The following is a 16,837-nucleotide window of genomic DNA, read 5'->3' as shown; positions in this document are numbered from 1 at the left end:
CCTCGTTTCAATTTAATTTAGCGTGATTTTTTCTTTTTTACAAGAGGAAAAGAAAAGAAATTTTTTTTCATTGCAAATTCATCGCTTTGCAAACAAATTTTCATTTCGCTTGCAGTGATCAGATTGCGGTTATTACTACCCTATTCATAGATAATATATGCTTTAATGAAAGCTGGGGAAATGCTATAATTAAACGGATTGATAAAAGAAAGGATGTTGTAAATGTCATCCAAAAGTGAATTATTGAATGGGATGAATCCTCGACAAAAAGAAGCGGTTCTTCATACCGAGGGACCACTATTATTGATGGCCGGTGCAGGTAGTGGGAAAACGAGGGTCTTGACCCACCGAATTGCTTATTTAATTGAAGAAAAGGAAGTAAATCCGTGGAACATCCTAGCGATTACTTTTACCAATAAAGCCGCTAAAGAGATGAAGGAGCGGGTAAATGCCATTTTAGAATATGGTGGCGAAGATGTTTGGGTGTCGACTTTCCATTCCATGTGTGTGCGTATCTTAAGAAGAGATGTCGATTTTATCGGTTACAACCGAAATTTTACTATTATCGATTCTTCTGAACAGTTGTCTTTAATGAAACGTATCTTAAAAGAATTGAATATTGATCCGAAAAAATACGATCCAAGAAGTATACTTGGAACGATTTCGCAAGCAAAAAACAACTTGCAAAACCCTCAGGAGTTTGCCAAGTTGCAGGGAAGCTACTATGAAGAAATTGCAGCTAAGTGTTATGTAGCTTATCAAAAAGAATTACAATATAACCAATGTATGGATTTTGATGACTTGATTATGAATACCATTCGGTTATTTGAAGAGCATCCTGATTCTTTGACTTATTATCAAAATAAATTCCATTACATCCATGTGGATGAATACCAAGACACGAACCATGCACAATATACTTTAGTTAATCTACTCGCCCAAAGATTCCAAAATTTATGTGTTGTGGGGGATGCTGATCAAAGTATTTACGGTTGGCGTGGCGCTGATATGCAAAATATTTTGGATTTTGAAAAAGATTATCCGAATGCCACAGTCATTTTATTAGAGCAAAACTACCGTTCGACTAAAACAATTTTAAGTGCTGCCAACCAAGTGATCGAAAATAATAGCAATCGAAAGCCGAAAAATCTTTGGACAGAAAACCGAGAAGGAAATAAAATCACTTACTACCGTGCAGATAACGAGCGAGATGAAACACGTTTCATCGTGGATCGTATGCAAGAGCAAATTCGTGAAAATCAACGGAATTATGGCGACTTTGCGATTTTGTATCGAACTAATGCTCAGTCTCGTGTGATGGAAGAAACCTTACTAAAAGCGAATATTCCTTATAAAATGGTGGGCGGACATAAGTTCTACGACCGTAAAGAAATTAAGGATATTTTAGCGTATTTGAATGTGATTGCGAATCCTCAAGACTCAATCAGTTTTGAACGGATCGTTAATTCGCCTAAACGCGGGATCGGACCTGGCTCGATCGAGAAATTAAGAAGTTTTGCGACGATCCACCAATGGCCACTCCTTGAAGCGGCGCAAAATGTTGATTTAACTAACATTGGTGGAAAAGCCGGTCAACAATTAGCAGTTTTTGGCGATATGATCAATGACGTCACACAAATGGTTCCCTATCTAACAGTGACCGAACTGACAAAAGAAATCTTAGAACGTAGTGGGTATCTAGAGGACTTAAAAATTCAAAATACTTTAGAATCACAAGCAAGAATCGAAAACTTGGAAGAATTTTTAACCGTTACTCAAGAATTTGATAAACAATTTGAAAAACAAAATGAAGAAAATGCGGATGCACCAGAAGAAAAATTAACTGTATTTTTAAATGACTTGGCCTTAGTTTCTGACATCGATAATTTAGAAGAAGAAACTACCCAAGTGACATTGATGACTTTGCATGCCGCAAAAGGTCTTGAATTTCCAGTCGTCTTTCTGATTGGTTTGGAAGAAGGAGTTTTCCCATTGTCACGAGCCTTGATGGAAGAAAGCGAATTGGAAGAAGAACGAAGACTTGCTTATGTCGGGATCACGAGAGCAGAAGAAGCACTCTACCTGACCAATGCTTTTTCCCGTACCTTATATGGCAGGACGCAATATAATCGACCTTCTCGCTTTGTAGAAGAAATCGATCAAGAATTATTAGAAGTCCAAGGCATGCGGCCAACGCCAAAACAAACGAGTCCTTTTACGAGCAGAACAGCTAAACCAGCCTACAAACAACCAGTAACAACTGTTGTTTCTTCAAAAACAGCAACTGGTGGAGAAAGCAATAGCTGGAAAGCAGGCGATAAAGTCAATCATAAAAAATGGGGGATCGGAACAGTGGTAAGGGTAAATGGTACTGCCAAAGATTTAGAATTGGACGTGGCATTTCCTAGTCAAGGTGTGAAACGGTTGTTAGCAGCATTTGCGCCAATTGAAAAAGTTTAAACAGGGGGGATAAACGATGGAACATGAAATGACAATTGATGAAGCTGCAAAACGAGCAGAAGAACTACGATCTCGGTTAAATCGTTGGTCCAGAGAATATTATGTTGAAGATAAACCAACTGTCGAAGATTATGTTTATGATCAAGAATATGCTGAATTAGTAGCAATTGAAGAGCAATATCCTGATTTAATCACTTCAGATTCACCAACTCAGCGAGTAGGGGGGAAAGTTCTCAGTGGCTTTGAAAAAGTGACTCATGATATTCCGCTTTATAGTTTGAATGACGTATTTAACAAAGACGAACTCTTTGCCTTTGATCAACGTGTCCAAAAAGCGATTGGTCGCCCTGTTGATTACTGCTGTGAGTTAAAAATTGATGGTTTATCGGTTTCCTTGCGCTATGAAAATGGCGAATTTGTTCGTGGTGCAACAAGAGGAGATGGGACGGTTGGCGAAAATATCACAGAAAATCTAAAAACAGTTCGTTCTGTCCCATTGAAGTTGAAAGATGCTATCAGTATCGAAGTCCGAGGCGAATGTTTTATGCCCAAAAAATCATTTGTGCAATTAAATCAAGCAAGAGAAGCAGAAGGGAAAGATATTTTTGCAAATCCTCGAAATGCAGCTGCAGGATCACTGAGACAACTGGACTCTAAAATTACTGCAAAACGTAATTTGGATACTTTTTTATATACGGTAGCGGATTTTGGACCGATGAAAGCGACAACCCAATATGATGCTTTAGAAGAATTAGAACAGATCGGTTTCCATACGAATCACGAAAAGCGTTTGTGTCATTCGATTGATGAAGTTTGGTCATTTATTGAAGAATACCATGAAAAACGAATGGACTTAACCTATGAAATTGATGGAATCGTCATCAAAGTGAATGAATTTTCTTTACAGGACCAATTAGGTTTTACTGTCAAAGCACCTCGTTGGGCAACAGCGTATAAATTCCCACCGGAAGAAGTAGAAACGAAGATCGAAGAAATCGAATGGACGGTTGGGCGGACAGGTGTTGTGACACCTACAGCGATTATGACTCCGGTACGAGTGGCTGGCACGACAGTTAGTCGGGCAAGTCTGCATAACGGTGATTACATCAAGTTAAAAGATATAAGGTTAAACGATATTGTTCGTATCTACAAAGCAGGAGATATTATCCCTGAAGTAGCACAAGTCGTGTTGGATCAACGACCTGCTGATAGCGAACCTTATGTTTTACCAACACATTGTCCGATCTGTCATAGTGAATTAGTTCATCTTGATGAAGAGGTTGCTCTTCGTTGTATCAATCCGAAGTGTCCAGCCCAAATCAAAGAAGGATTGAATCATTTTGTTTCACGTAACGCCATGAATATCGATGGCCTAGGACCAAGAGTATTGGCACAGATGTATGATAAACAACTAGTTACAGATGTGGCTGATCTTTACAAGCTAACGGAAGAGGAATTGATGACGTTAGATAAAATCAAAGAAAAATCAGCCAATAATATACTGACAGCGATCCACGATAGTAAGGATAATTCGGTCGAAAGATTGATATTTGGCTTAGGGATTCGCCACGTCGGCTCCAAGGCAGCGAAGATATTAGCAGAGCATTTTGGCGATCTGGAAACACTAAGTAAAAGTGACTTTGAATCAATCATTGTTTTAGACACGATCGGCGATACGATTGCTGATAGCGTAGTGACTTATTTCAGTAATGAAGAGGTCCATGACTTGATGTCCGAACTAAAACAAGCAGGTGTCAACTTTGAGTATAAAGGGATTCGTTCTTCACAGATCGAAACGATCGAATCACCTTTTAAAGAAAAAACAGTGGTTTTAACAGGGAAATTGACTCGTTTTACGCGTGAAGAAGCAAAAGAAACCATTGAAAATCTTGGAGGTAAGGTTACTGGCAGTGTGTCTAAGAAAACCGACATCGTGGTAGCAGGCGAAGACGCTGGTAGTAAGCTGACCAAAGCACAAGAACTAGGAATCGATGTATGGTCAGAAGAAAAAATGGCAGAAGCATTAGCTGACAGTCATTTTAATTAAGAAAATCTGATTTTTTTCAGACAAATTTCAAGAAACAATTTCAGATGGGAATCACTTATGTTAAAATAGAGAGCAAAGTTTTTAACTCGTTTAGAAAGAAGGGGTAGTATGGCGATCAGTGAAGAACAAGTAAAACACGTTGCCAAATTAGCAAAACTTGCGTTCGCAGATGAAGAACTTGCAAGTTTTACTGATCAATTAGGGAAAATCATTGATATGGTGGAAATGCTTGAGGAAGTTGATACAGAAGGTGTTCCATTTACATCAAATGTGGTTGAAACAGTGAACGTTATGCGACAAGACCGAGCAAGTGCTGGTTGGGATCGCGATGAATTGTTGAGAAATGTACCAGAAAAAGAAGATGGCTTTATCAAAGTGCCAGCAATTATTGATAATGGGGAGGCTGGCGCATAATGACAAAACTATATGATCTTTCTTTAGAAGAATTGCACGCATTACTGGTTTCTAAAGAAATCACTGCACAAGATTTAACAAGAGCAACCTTTGAGCGAATCAAAGAAACTGAGCCAGAGATTGAAGCTTTTATTACATTGAATGAAGAAAAAGCTCTGGCACAAGCCAAAGCGTTAGATGAAAAAGGAATTGACGAAAATAATGTCTTAGCTGGGATTCCAATTGGGATCAAAGACAATATCGTTACCAAAGATCTGTTGACGACTGCAGCTTCCAAAATTCTTTATAATTTTGATCCTATCTATGATGCTACTGTCATGGACAAAGTGTATCAAGCAGATATGATTCCAGTTGGTAAATTGAACATGGATGAGTTTGCGATGGGAGGAAGTACAGAAACTTCTTACTTTAAGAAAACAAAAAATGCTTGGGACCATTCGAAAGTTCCTGGTGGTTCTTCTGGTGGTTCGGCTGCTGCAGTCGCTGCTGGACAAATCCCAGTTTCCTTAGGTAGTGATACAGGCGGAAGTATTCGCCAACCAGCTTCATTTAATGGAATCGTGGGAATGAAACCTACCTACGGACGTGTGTCACGTTTTGGTTTGATCGCCTTTGCCTCATCACTAGATCAAATCGGGCCAATGACTCGCAACGTGAAAGATAATGCATTAGCTTTAACAGCAATCAGTGGCTATGATGAAAAAGATGGCACATCTTCTGGTGTTTCTGTTCCTAATTTTGCCGAAGGATTGACTGGCGACATCAAGGGGATGAAGATTGCTTTACCAAAAGAATATCTTGGCGAAGGAGTCGCTCCTGGCGTAAAAGAAAACATTTTGAAAGCGGCAGAAACTTTCCGTTCATTAGGCGCAACTGTAGAAGAAGTAAGTTTGCCACATTCAAAATATGGGGTAGCAGTCTACTATATCATTGCCTCATCAGAAGCAAGTTCCAACTTACAACGTTTTGATGGTATTCGTTTCGGTTACCGTTCAGAAAATGTGAAGAACTTAGAAGATGTATATGTGAATTCACGTACTGAAGGTTTTGGCGAAGAAGTCAAACGTCGGATCATGTTGGGAACATTCTCATTAAGTGCTGGATATTATGATGCTTACTTTAAAAAAGCGGGTCAAGTTCGAACATTGATCAAACGTGATTTTGAAAAAGTCTTTGCAGACTACGATTTGATCATCGGCCCATCTTCTCCAACAGTGGCATTTGGTATCGGTGAAAACATTAACGATCCAATCACGATGTACATGAGTGACATCTTAACAATTCCTGTTAACTTAGCTGGTTTACCTGGAATGTCAGTTCCTGCGGGATTATCTGAGAATATGCCGGTTGGTTTACAAATCATTGGTAATTATTTTGATGAAAAAACAATGTACCAAGCAGCCTATGCTTTTGAGCAAGCAACACAATTCCATAATCAAAAACCAGCAATTTTAGGAGGGAAAGGCGAATGAACTTTGAAACAATCATTGGGCTTGAAGTCCACGTTGAGTTAAAGACCAACTCAAAAATTTTCTCTCCAGCTCCTGCACATTTTGGAGCTGAACCAAACAGCAATACAAATGTGATCGACTGGGGATATCCTGGTGTTTTACCAGTAATGAATAAAGCAGCATTAGAATTCGGTATGCGAGCAGCACTCGCTTTGAACTGTGAAATTTCTAAAGACACACATTTTGATCGTAAAAATTATTTTTACCCAGATAATCCAAAAGCTTACCAAATCTCACAATTTGATCAACCCATTGGGCATGACGGTTGGATCGAGATCGAAGTTGAAGGTAAGAAAAAGAAAATACGGATCGAACGAGTTCACTTAGAAGAAGATGCTGGTAAGAACATGCATGGTATTGGTGGCTATTCTTACGTTGACTTAAACCGTCAAGGGACACCATTGATCGAGATCGTTTCTGAAGCTGATATGCGTTCACCAGAAGAAGCCTATGCTTATCTAGAAGCATTGCGTTCAATCATCCAATTTACTGAAGTTAGTGATGTGAAAATGGAAGAAGGTTCTATGCGCTGTGATGCCAATATTTCTTTAAGACCTTATGGACAGGAAGAATTTGGAACAAAAGCAGAGTTGAAAAACTTAAACTCCCTTTCATTTGTTAAAAAAGGTCTAGCCTTCGAAGAAAAACGTCAAGCAAAAGTCTTACTTTCTGGTGGAGAAATCCAACAAGAGACACGACGTTTTGACGAAACAACTAATAAAACAATTTTGATGCGTGTCAAAGAAGGTTCTAGCGATTATCGTTATTTCCCTGAACCTGATATTCCTAAATTTATGATTGACGATGAATGGATCCAAAAAGTGAAAGCAAGCTTGCCGGAAATGCCTGCCTCTCGTCGTCAACGTTATATCCAAGAATTAGGGTTACCAGAGTATGATGCAATGGTTCTAACTCTATCAAAAGAAATGTCTGACTTCTTTGAAGCGACTTTAGAGAATGGTGCGGATGCAAAACAGGCATCTAACTGGTTAATGGGTGAAGTATCTGCTTACTTGAACAGTGAGAAACTAGAATTAGCTCAAACGAACTTGACTCCTGAAAATCTAGCAGGCATGATTCGTCTGATTGCAGATGGTACGATTAGTTCTAAGATTGCGAAAAAAGTATTCCGAGAATTAATCACAAATGGTGGCGACGCACAAGATGTTGTTGAAAAAAATGGTTGGGTTCAGTTGTCTGATCCAAGCAAACTATTACCAATTATCAACGAAATCTTAGATAATAACCAACAATCAGTAGATGACTTCAAAAACGGAAAAGATCGTGCGGTTGGTTTCTTAGTAGGACAAATCATGAAAGCAACTAAAGGTCAAGCCAATCCAGGTGTCGTTAATAAACTGTTGCAAGAAGAATTAGCAAAACGCTAGGAGTAGATCATGAAAAAAGCTCGTGTTATTTATAATCCAACTTCTGGCAAAGAATTGTTGAAAAAAAATCTAGCGGATATCCTCCAAGCCTTGGAGGATTCTGGCTATGAAGCAAGTGCGTATGCGACAACACCAGAAAAAAATTCTGCCAAAAATGAAGCAAGAAGAGCAGCAGAAAATGGATTTGATCTGGTGGTAGCTGCGGGAGGCGATGGGACGATCAATGAGGTTGTTAACGGTATTGCACCGCTTGAGCATCGTCCTAAAATGGCGATTATCCCAGCAGGTACTACTAACGATTACGCACGTGCGTTAAAGATTCCACGGGATGATATCAAAGCCGCAGCTGAAGTTATCAAGAAGAATCAGACGGTTAAGATGGATATCGGTCAAACGGAAGATAGCTACTTTATCAACATCGCTGCGGGTGGTTATTTAACGGAGTTAACTTATGAAGTTCCTTCAGAACTAAAGAGTATTTTCGGCTATTTGGCATATTTAGCTAAAGGAGCAGAGATGCTGCCTCGAGTGAAACCAATCAAAATGCGGTTGAAATATGATGAAGGAGAATACATCGGGAATGCCTCTATGTTCTTTTTAGGACTCACTAATTCAGTCGGCGGGTTCGAAAAGATTGCTCCTGATGCCAAGCTAGACGATGGTAAATTTTCATTAATTATTGTCAAAACAGCGAATATTTTTGAAATTTTGCATATCGCAGCCTTGATGTTGAATGGTGGGCGCCATGTAGATGATTCTCGAGTGATTTATACGAAAACCAGCAGTTTGTATGTCGAAACAGAAGACGATATCAACCGACCGGTCATGATCAACTTAGACGGCGAATATGGTGGAAATGCACCTATGCACTTCCAAAACCTTCATCAACATATTGAATTTTATGCAAACATCGACCAAATTCCAGATGAAGCAATTACTGGTTCCGAAGAGGAGTTAGAAGAGGTCAGCAAAGAATTTGTCAAAGAAGTTGAGCGTTTGACTGATGAAGACATAGACGGTGACGGCAAGATTGCAGATAAAGAAAAATGACGTAAAGGGTGGGACAAATGATCGTTCCACCCTTTCGTATGATAAAAATTAATTCTTATTCATTGAAGATCATTATGTAACAGTATGTTATTTTTCTTTGTTGAGTCTAAAGCAGGCGAACGAAAGATTGACAATTGGATCGTAAATGAAGTGAAGGCATCAAGTGAATAAATGGACTTGCCAAAAAAAGGCTCTATGTGCCTAAAAAAAATGTCCTGAAGCAACCCGGTACCAAGTCCCTATCCAATAAAACACAAATGATCGTTTTTTGGATATGACCGTAGTACTAAAAGCAAAATTGCTTCAGTTACAAACCTAAATGAGGAGTTATTATGAAAGAGAAACTATCAGTTAAAAAAAATGAACGTTACACATTAGATATTATCGATTTAAGTTATGAAGGTATGGGCGTAGCTAAAATCGATGGCTATCCTTTGTTTATTGAAAATGCATTACCAGGTGAACGAGTGGAAGTGCTAGTAGTAAAAGCTGGGAATAAATTTGGTTATGGAAAAGTAGAAAAATGGCTAACCGAATCACCAGACCGTCAACCATTAAAGGATAATCGCCTTCTACGGACAGGAATTGCTCCTTTAGCACATTTGAACTATGAGCAGCAATTACTTTTTAAACAAAAGCAAGTGGAAAATGTCATGAGCAAGATCGCAAAGATGACAGAGGTTGACATTTTACCTACCATCCCAATGGAGAATCCTGTTGGCTATCGTAACAAAGCGCAGATTCCAGTGAGAAGAATAGATGGTCGTCTAGCAACTGGTTTTTATAAAAAGAATAGCCATGAACTAGTTGAAATCGAGGATTATTATATTCAAGATCCAGCAATCGATGAAGCCATCAAACGTGTGAGAGATATTTTGCAACGTTTCCAAGTACGTGGTTATAACGAGGCGAAAAATGAAGGACAAATCCGTCATATTATCATCAGAAGAGGTCATTACTCACATGAAATGATGGTCGTTTTAGTTACACGAAAAGAAAAATTCTTTAAAGGAAAGGAAATTGCTTCTATTATTCATGAAGAATTGCCAGAAGTCGTTTCAGTCGTTCAAAATATCAACGAAGAGAAAACAAACGTGATATTAGGCGATAAAGAGAAGGTTCTTTATGGTAGAAGTTATATTGAGGATCAACTATTGGGAAAAACTTACCGTATTTCCTCAAAATCATTCTATCAAGTGAATACTGAACAAACGGAAAAATTGTATCAAACAGCCATTGAATTTGCAGCGTTACAAAAAGAAGATACCGTCATTGATGCTTACTCTGGTATTGGAACGATCGGTTTATCTTTAGCTGATAAAGTTAAAGAGGTCTATGGCATGGAACTTGTTCCGGAAGCGATTGAAGATGCACAATTCAATGCATTAACAAACAAAATTGAAAATGCTCATTACGAAGTGGGTAAGGCAGAAACAGTCATGAAGAAATGGCAAGACAAAGGGATCAAACCATCTGTGATCGTTGTCGACCCGCCAAGAAAAGGATTAGATGCACGTTTTATTACGTCAGCCATTGACATGGAACCTGCGAAATTAGTGTATATCTCTTGCAATCCAGCAACTTTTGCCAGAGATGCAAAGTTATTTGCTGAGTCAGGCTACGAAGTGAAAAAAGTACAACCAGTCGATTTATTCCCACAAACACATCATGTGGAATTAGTGGCGCTATTAGCACCTAAGGGATAATTCAAACTTAGTGAATCATGTAAAAGAATCAGAAAACTAGAAAATGATAACGTAGCTGACAATCATGAAGAAAGGGGTATAAGATGGATACAAAGGAAAAAATGCTTGAATTGATCAAAAAGAAACAAGGCGGCGGACGTTCAAAAAAAATGGCTGAGCCTAAAAATGATCGACGGAATATGCGAAAAGGACCAAAAATCTATAATAAATAATTAAAAAGAATCAACACGAAACTAAAAATCGTGTTGATTCTTTTTTTTATTACTTGTTCAGCTAATGATCAATCATTGATTGGATAAGCTAATTTAAAAATGTATTGTTGTAGATCGAGCCATTCCTTTTTTGTAGGAAAATAAGAAAGTAAGAGTACTGGGCAAGGGCAGGTTGTATCTAGAAAATCATAATTGCAAACAACCAATGCAACCTCAGTTTCTAAAACCATCTTATGTGAAATAAATTTATTAGAGACAAAAAGAGGAACCACATTTTGTGGAAGCAATTGGCATACGAATCGAGTCAAATAGTCTTCTAATCCGGGTTCTCCTTGGAATGAAAATAAAATCGTCTGTTTTTTTTGGGTAGAGGGAGAGGTTAAATTGGCATAATGAATAATACTTAACGTTAAGGCGATATCTTGATAGTGGGTAACAGAAAAAGGTAATACATGTGTATACTTTTTTAAATAGTTCTGCCATTCTTTAAAAAGTTTTTTGACTTTCATAGGTACGCTAGTATGAAGTTCTAAAGTGATTCGCTCAAAATGAGAAGAGATTTTTGTCAGCAGACGCAGGTTGCTGAGATATCCTTTTAACTTTAGCAGGTCGACATTTGTGATAGTTGTAGAATTCTGTAATGGTCGTAAAAATGGTTCATACTGTTCTAAGGTTGGAATATCTTCTGGATAGCACAGATTCAAAGTTTTGTTAGCTGGGTAGTAAGAAACACAATGTAAGCGTATGAGGTAAGACCAAACAATTTCCTCCTCGGCTACTTGGGTAATACCAAATCTACTTTTAAAATACTTTTTAAAAACCGATTTAAACTGAATGAAACTTGTTCTTGCCTTAATTTCTTTACATAAGGACGGTTCGAGATGAATCATTTGTTTATTTAATAAGCGCTGTTTTAAAATATTCATCCATAAGTTGATGCGAAAATAATTTGTTGCGATTTGCGTTGTCGCTTCTTGGAGTTCTTCGTATGTATTGTTGATTGTTTGATAAGAATGATTGGTCGTAAATGTTTGTCTAAAACCATGGTAAAACTCAAATAAAAAGTAACGGATATCTGCTTCATTTCCTAATAAATCTAATTGTTTAGTCGATAAAGTAAGGCGATAAAATTTTAATTCTTTGTTAATATGGCGAATGGTCTTTCTCAAAACTGAATGCGAGAGATGAAACTGTTCGGTGGCAGTTTGGAATGAATGAATACGACCTCGGTAGATTTCGTCAATCAATTTATAAACAATTGTATCTTTAGCGATCTCCATGACAATGGAATCAATCGTTTTGAATGTAGACACCATCAATCGGTAACCGATCTTTTTATAATATTTGATGGTCATTCCCTTGGGAAGTAATTGTTGTAAAGAATCAATATCCGCGCGAAGTGTCGGTGCTGTTGTTTCAAGTTCTTTCACTAGTTTTTCAGTTGAAGAAATCGAATCACATTTATGTAAATAGTAAAGAATTCTTATCTGCCGCTGTAATTGCTTGTTATTTAATAATCTGAAAAATAGGTTATTCATTCTTATTCCTTCCCGACTTTAATTAAAAGCCGCGTAATTTATTTAGTGAAATCTTTTTTATTTTAACTTGAATAAACGATGAGCTCAATTTTTTTACTAATATTTTTTTTGAAAGAAAAAAATAGAAAACTTTTCCTTCAAGTAATCGTTGATTATATAAATAGCTTTTATTTTAAAAACATGGTGAATTTAGGGGGAAAATCAATGAACAAGAAAAAGTTAGTCAAATGTTCGTTAGCGATTTGGTTGGCGACACAATCTCTGCTTCATCCGTTTTCTTATTCTTATGCCGAAGAATGGAGTAAACCAGACGAAGAGCAAGTACAAACAGCAACTAGTTTAAACGAACCAGGAGGTAAAAACGATCTGGTCGAAAATCCATTAGAAACAATGATCCAGGAACCTGATGAAAATCAGCCAGAGTTAGAAGAGTCAATGACAGAAGTTCCGCAAGAAGAACTGGTAGAGGAATCAGAGAGCCTTGATCAACCAACTGAAAGTCAATCAGCTGTTGACTTAGATCAGGATCAATTGACGGAAAACACAGAACAAGAGGAGACACTTCTCAACACTGCCACACCTACAGAAGAATCCACCGATATTGCCAGTGGTGTTTTCGGAACTTGTTCTTGGCGAATCGATGCAGAAGGTACATTATATATTGGAGGAGGCACATTGGGAGAAACACCGGTTACGTTTTTTCCTCCTTGGTTCAACAGCTATCGATTTAAAATAAAAAAAATGGTATTCACTGGACCAACGATTGCTCCTAAAGAAACTCATCGCTTATTTTATGGATATACTAATCTTTTGTCCATTGAGAATTTAGCTTATTTAGACGTAAGTCAAGTAACGGATATGACTTCCTTTTTTTCTGACTGTCGTGTATTAAATGGCGTTGATTTGTCAGGATGGGATACGTCAAATGTCACGAATATGTCTAATATGTTTTTTGAAGCATTTGACCAAACAGAGAATCTCATTCATCTTGATCTTTCAAGTTTCGATACAAGTAATGTAGTTGATATGAGTGGCATGTTCAGTCGATGTACCAAAGTACAATCAATCGATCTTTCTAGTTTTGATACGAGTAATGTTGTCAACATGAACAGAATGTTTTTTGCTTGTAATGAATTAATTACCTTAGATATCGCTCACTTTGATACATCAAATGTGGTTTATATGTCACGTTTATTCGCTGAATGTAAGAAGTTGCGCTATGTGGATGTCTCAAATTTCGATACATCAAGTGCGATTGATCTTTCAGTGATGTTTCGTTTGAATTATGAATTAGAGAGTGTGGACGTTTCTAATTTTGATACATCAAAGGTTGTTCATTTGCATTACATGTTTGATCAATGTCGCAAATTGAAAACGATCGCAGTGGAAGGTTTTGATACAAGTCAAGTAACATCCATGAATTATATGTTCAATGGCTGTAATAGTTTAACCTCTTTGGACGTTTCTAATTTTGACACCAGTCTAGTCCAAGCAATGAGATACATGTTTGCTAATTGTGAGTTACTAGAGACGATCGATGTGTCTAATTTCAATACAGAGTCTGTGAATTATCTGACATATATGTTCTTAAATTGTTCGAAAGTAAAAAAATTAGATCTTTCTTATTTTCAGTTTGAGGATCCCGTAGAAATGGCAGAAATGCTGGCTGGAACAACGAGCCTCAATGAATTGACTCTTGGTAAAGGCTATCGTTTTGTAGATTCAGCCAATCTTCCTGCTATTCCAGTAGAAGATGGAAATACTGGTTATTGGCAAAACGTTGGTTCTGGAACGGTTACGAACCCTGCAGGGGAATACGTGCTAACTTCAGAAGAATTGATGGCGAACTATACAGGAGCGATGGCAGATACGTATGTTTGGCAGAAAGAGCCAAACTATGAATCAATTTTAGCCAAAGATTCGACGCTTTACCTTGGTGAAACCTGGGATCCACAGGATAATTTTATTTCAGCAACAGATAAGGAAGGAAATCCCCTTCCATTTGATATGAGTATGGTCAGTGGAACAGTGGATACCTCAGTAGCAGGAGTGACACCGATTACTTATACTAATGGTAGCGCTGCTCAAGCCATTCATGTAACAGTGAAAGAAAACCAGGAGAGCATTCAGGCCAAAGACTCAGTTATTTATGTGGGTGATCAATGGAATCCACAAGCTAATTTTGTTTCAGCTACTGATGAAGATGGAATGCCTCTACCGTTCACTCCAAAAATGGTGGAAGGTTCGGTGGATAGTCAAAAAACGGGCGATTATTTTGTGACGTATACCAACGGAATAGCAAGTAAGACGATCAAAGTAACGGTCAAAGAGAACAAAGAAACACTCGTAGTTAAAGGTTCCACACTCTATGTAGGAGACAATTGGAATCCACAAGACAATTTTATTTCAGCCAATGATAAAGAAGGAAATCCCCTAACATTTGACCAGAAAATGGTTTCTGGTAAGGTGGATACGACAAAAGTTGGCGTTTATCCAGTGACCTATCAAAACGGTCATCAAAAGAAAACTGTTGAAATCCATGTGCTAGCTGAACCAACTAAAGAAAAACCAGATGCGGATACGAACCAATCGGGGGATAAAAAGCCAGTGCCAGCAACGCCAAATGAGACAACGAATAACAACGATCAGAGAGATAAAAAAGACGAAAAAAACGAAAAAAATAAAAAAGATGAAAAAGATGATAAAGATGAAAAAGATGATAAAGATGAAAAAGACGAACAAGAAGACAAAAAACTACCTACTACAGGTTATCAAAAATCAAGTCTTTCTATGATTGGCATGGCTTGCTTCTTACTTGGATTATACTTTGTTTACAAAAAAAAGATAAACGTTAAATAAAGCGTAAATCAACTAGTCAATCTCCTCGTTTTACGTCATAATGTAAAAAAAGGAGATTGGCAAGATGGATAAAGAATTATTGATTATTGAATTGATGTCAGCAAAAGCAAAGATGTTGTCTATCATCAATCAACGAACGAAAAAAATGACATGGAAAATTGGGATGTATTTTATCGCTAACTTGTTGTTCTTGGTCGGATGGGGAAACATCTATCATCATTTAAAGCAGAATCATCCACATTCATTTAAAATGGAGCGAATCACTAGTTTGTACCATTTTTCAAGTTATGTTGACTTTGTGATAGGACTATTCTTGTTTTTACTCGTTGCTGTGCTATGGTTCAAAAAGAGGAACATCTCTAGGCATTATGATCAATGGCTGGAAAAACAAGTGGCGAATATGTTACATATTTCAGTTGGCTCTCAGGACGAAAATTATCTCTACTTGAGTGATCATAACAAAAAGGAGTTTACACTTGCGAAAAAGAGGCGTTATTTTCTGCTGCAAACGATGGAGGGTGTCTCACTTTTTCTAGGAGAACAACTTACTTGGTATGGCAGTAATCGATACTATGTTTTTATGCAAGTAAATGAACCGATAGACCAAAAAAACAAAAAAAGAATTGAGCCTTTTTACTCTCATTTAGCAATTGGAGTTGGAACACTCTTATTGATTGGCGGGGGTGTTTATCAATTCATTAATGCAGGACCAGTAGCAACGAATGTACACTCTATGATGCAAAGCGAAGAAAAAGTAAGAAAAATGCCAACTTCGACTAATCAGGACGGTTTATTGAAACCTGTTCAAACATCCGTCAATTTGACCACTGAGCAAACGAATGACGTAAAAATAGACCCAGAAACACAAGCCTTGTATTTGACGACGAATCAAGGAAAAGACTGGCATTTCGTTCCAATTGCTGTGGACTGGTTGCGTTTTGGTGACTATACTTTGACTTCGGGTACTGTTGCAAAAGGGGAATGGATGGACAAAACATTTGATGTTTCTCCTACTTTTTCTTGGTTTATCTATTCACCTGATCAAAAAAACGTTTACCTATTATCATCAGCTGATAATGGGAAGACGTGGCAAAAAAGTCAGATTACAGATCAAGGCGGACAGGTTCGTTACCGTAAAGCAAACTTTTTCACAAACGATCAAGGTGTCATGGTATTTTCATCCTCTACAGGAATGTCTGCGGAAAGTCTAAAAATTTATACGACCAACGATAAAGGGCAAAGCTGGCAAAAAAGCGGCAGTACCATCGTAAATCAACCGATTCAAAATGTTAGTTTTGTGACGAAGACATTGGGTTTCCTTTCTACAAGAGAAAACATCTATTATACGAATGATGGGGGACTAACATTCAAAGAATCCTTGGTAGCTATCCCGGGTGAGTATCAATTGGGAGGGATCGATTTGTTCCAGTCACCAAATGAAGTGGTACAAGTAAGTGCCAATAAATTGGAAACCAAGTTTTACCTCCTAAAAAATGGATCGATCGATACAGGGAAAATGTTTGCTTGTCTTTTTTATTCGACTGATGGTGGAGAAACATGGCAATTCGAACAACAATTATCGCAAGTAGAGAATCGCTAAAAAAGTTTAGATGAATTTCAACACCAAAAAGAAAATGGCGTAAGGAGAGACA

The 16,837-nt window shown here is 37.7% G+C and carries 11 protein-coding genes; 10 read left to right on the top strand and 1 reads right to left on the bottom strand.

Annotation, left to right across the window (positions count from 1 at the left end):
- Nucleotides 1-222: 222 nt before the first annotated feature.
- The 8 genes from pcrA (at nucleotide 223) to AB3H93_RS04340 (ending at nucleotide 10,788) form a co-directional block, all read left to right on the top strand.
- Nucleotides 223-2,460: a DNA helicase PcrA gene (gene pcrA, locus AB3H93_RS04375; RefSeq protein WP_063627213.1), complete on the top strand. Its 2,238-nt coding sequence runs from the start codon at nucleotides 223-225 to the stop codon at nucleotides 2,458-2,460.
- 16 nt (nucleotides 2,461-2,476) lie between these two features.
- Nucleotides 2,477-4,507 (top strand): NAD-dependent DNA ligase LigA, encoded by a 2,031-nt coding sequence (gene ligA, locus AB3H93_RS04370; protein WP_368020206.1) that lies wholly within the window; start codon nucleotides 2,477-2,479, stop codon nucleotides 4,505-4,507.
- Between the two features lie 108 nt (nucleotides 4,508-4,615).
- Complete coding sequence (gene gatC, locus AB3H93_RS04365) at nucleotides 4,616-4,921, top strand: Asp-tRNA(Asn)/Glu-tRNA(Gln) amidotransferase subunit GatC (RefSeq protein WP_010718983.1); 306 nt, start codon at nucleotides 4,616-4,618, stop codon at nucleotides 4,919-4,921.
- A complete protein-coding gene (gene gatA / locus AB3H93_RS04360) occupies nucleotides 4,921-6,393 on the top strand; it encodes an Asp-tRNA(Asn)/Glu-tRNA(Gln) amidotransferase subunit GatA (protein ID WP_010718984.1) in 1,473 nt (490 codons plus the stop codon). The genes gatC and gatA overlap by 1 nt, the downstream gene beginning before the upstream one ends.
- Entirely contained in the window at nucleotides 6,390-7,820 is a 1,431-nt protein-coding gene (gatB, locus tag AB3H93_RS04355) for an Asp-tRNA(Asn)/Glu-tRNA(Gln) amidotransferase subunit GatB (RefSeq protein ID WP_010737716.1), read from the top strand. The genes gatA and gatB overlap by 4 nt, the downstream gene beginning before the upstream one ends.
- A gap of 9 nt (nucleotides 7,821-7,829) precedes the next feature.
- Entirely contained in the window at nucleotides 7,830-8,870 is a 1,041-nt protein-coding gene (locus AB3H93_RS04350; protein ID WP_010718986.1) for a diacylglycerol kinase, read from the top strand.
- A 332-nt stretch (nucleotides 8,871-9,202) separates the two neighbouring features.
- Nucleotides 9,203-10,576 (top strand): 23S rRNA (uracil(1939)-C(5))-methyltransferase RlmD, encoded by a 1,374-nt coding sequence (gene rlmD / locus AB3H93_RS04345; protein WP_368020205.1) that lies wholly within the window; start codon nucleotides 9,203-9,205, stop codon nucleotides 10,574-10,576.
- Between the two features lie 83 nt (nucleotides 10,577-10,659).
- On the top strand, nucleotides 10,660-10,788 hold the full coding sequence (locus AB3H93_RS04340; protein ID WP_010718988.1) for a hypothetical protein: 129 nt from the start codon (nucleotides 10,660-10,662) through the stop codon (nucleotides 10,786-10,788).
- A 68-nt stretch (nucleotides 10,789-10,856) separates the two neighbouring features.
- Here AB3H93_RS04340 and AB3H93_RS04335 read toward each other — a convergent pair whose 3' ends face one another.
- The gene (locus AB3H93_RS04335) at nucleotides 10,857-12,326 is read right to left on the bottom strand and encodes a helix-turn-helix domain-containing protein (protein ID WP_368020204.1); all 1,470 of its coding nucleotides are present in this window, start codon (nucleotides 12,324-12,326) and stop codon (nucleotides 10,857-10,859) included.
- A 204-nt stretch (nucleotides 12,327-12,530) separates the two neighbouring features.
- On the opposite strand from AB3H93_RS04335, the gene AB3H93_RS04330 reads away from it, so the two are divergent.
- Nucleotides 12,531-15,185: a BspA family leucine-rich repeat surface protein gene (locus AB3H93_RS04330; RefSeq protein WP_368020203.1), complete on the top strand. Its 2,655-nt coding sequence runs from the start codon at nucleotides 12,531-12,533 to the stop codon at nucleotides 15,183-15,185.
- Between the two features lie 64 nt (nucleotides 15,186-15,249).
- Nucleotides 15,250-16,785 carry a WD40/YVTN/BNR-like repeat-containing protein gene (locus AB3H93_RS04325; RefSeq protein ID WP_368020202.1) on the top strand — a complete coding sequence of 512 codons (1,536 nt, stop codon included), beginning with the start codon at nucleotides 15,250-15,252 and terminating at the stop codon, nucleotides 16,783-16,785.
- The last annotated feature ends 52 nt before the right edge of the window (nucleotides 16,786-16,837 follow it).

The sequence above is a fragment of the Enterococcus sp. C74 genome, assembly GCF_040887125.1.
Lineage (GTDB): Bacteria > Bacillota > Bacilli > Lactobacillales > Enterococcaceae > Enterococcus_B > Enterococcus_B hirae.
The sequence above is the reverse complement of the archived record's forward strand: the minus strand, read 5'-3'. Positions and strand labels throughout refer to the sequence as shown.

What these genes read in the sequence shown, in the direction of transcription:
- pcrA (WP_063627213.1), top strand. Translation starts at nt 223, where the DNA reads ATGTCATCCAAAAGTGAATTATTGAATGGGATGAATCCTCGACAAAAA.
- ligA (WP_368020206.1), top strand. Translation starts at nt 2,477, where the DNA reads ATGGAACATGAAATGACAATTGATGAAGCTGCAAAACGAGCAGAAGAA.
- gatC (WP_010718983.1), top strand. Translation starts at nt 4,616, where the DNA reads ATGGCGATCAGTGAAGAACAAGTAAAACACGTTGCCAAATTAGCAAAA.
- gatA (WP_010718984.1), top strand. Translation starts at nt 4,921, where the DNA reads ATGACAAAACTATATGATCTTTCTTTAGAAGAATTGCACGCATTACTG.
- gatB (WP_010737716.1), top strand. Translation starts at nt 6,390, where the DNA reads ATGAACTTTGAAACAATCATTGGGCTTGAAGTCCACGTTGAGTTAAAG.
- AB3H93_RS04350 (WP_010718986.1), top strand. Translation starts at nt 7,830, where the DNA reads ATGAAAAAAGCTCGTGTTATTTATAATCCAACTTCTGGCAAAGAATTG.
- rlmD (WP_368020205.1), top strand. Translation starts at nt 9,203, where the DNA reads ATGAAAGAGAAACTATCAGTTAAAAAAAATGAACGTTACACATTAGAT.
- AB3H93_RS04340 (WP_010718988.1), top strand. Translation starts at nt 10,660, where the DNA reads ATGGATACAAAGGAAAAAATGCTTGAATTGATCAAAAAGAAACAAGGC.
- AB3H93_RS04335 (WP_368020204.1), bottom strand. Translation starts at nt 12,326, where the DNA reads ATGAATAACCTATTTTTCAGATTATTAAATAACAAGCAATTACAGCGG.
- AB3H93_RS04330 (WP_368020203.1), top strand. Translation starts at nt 12,531, where the DNA reads ATGAACAAGAAAAAGTTAGTCAAATGTTCGTTAGCGATTTGGTTGGCG.
- AB3H93_RS04325 (WP_368020202.1), top strand. Translation starts at nt 15,250, where the DNA reads ATGGATAAAGAATTATTGATTATTGAATTGATGTCAGCAAAAGCAAAG.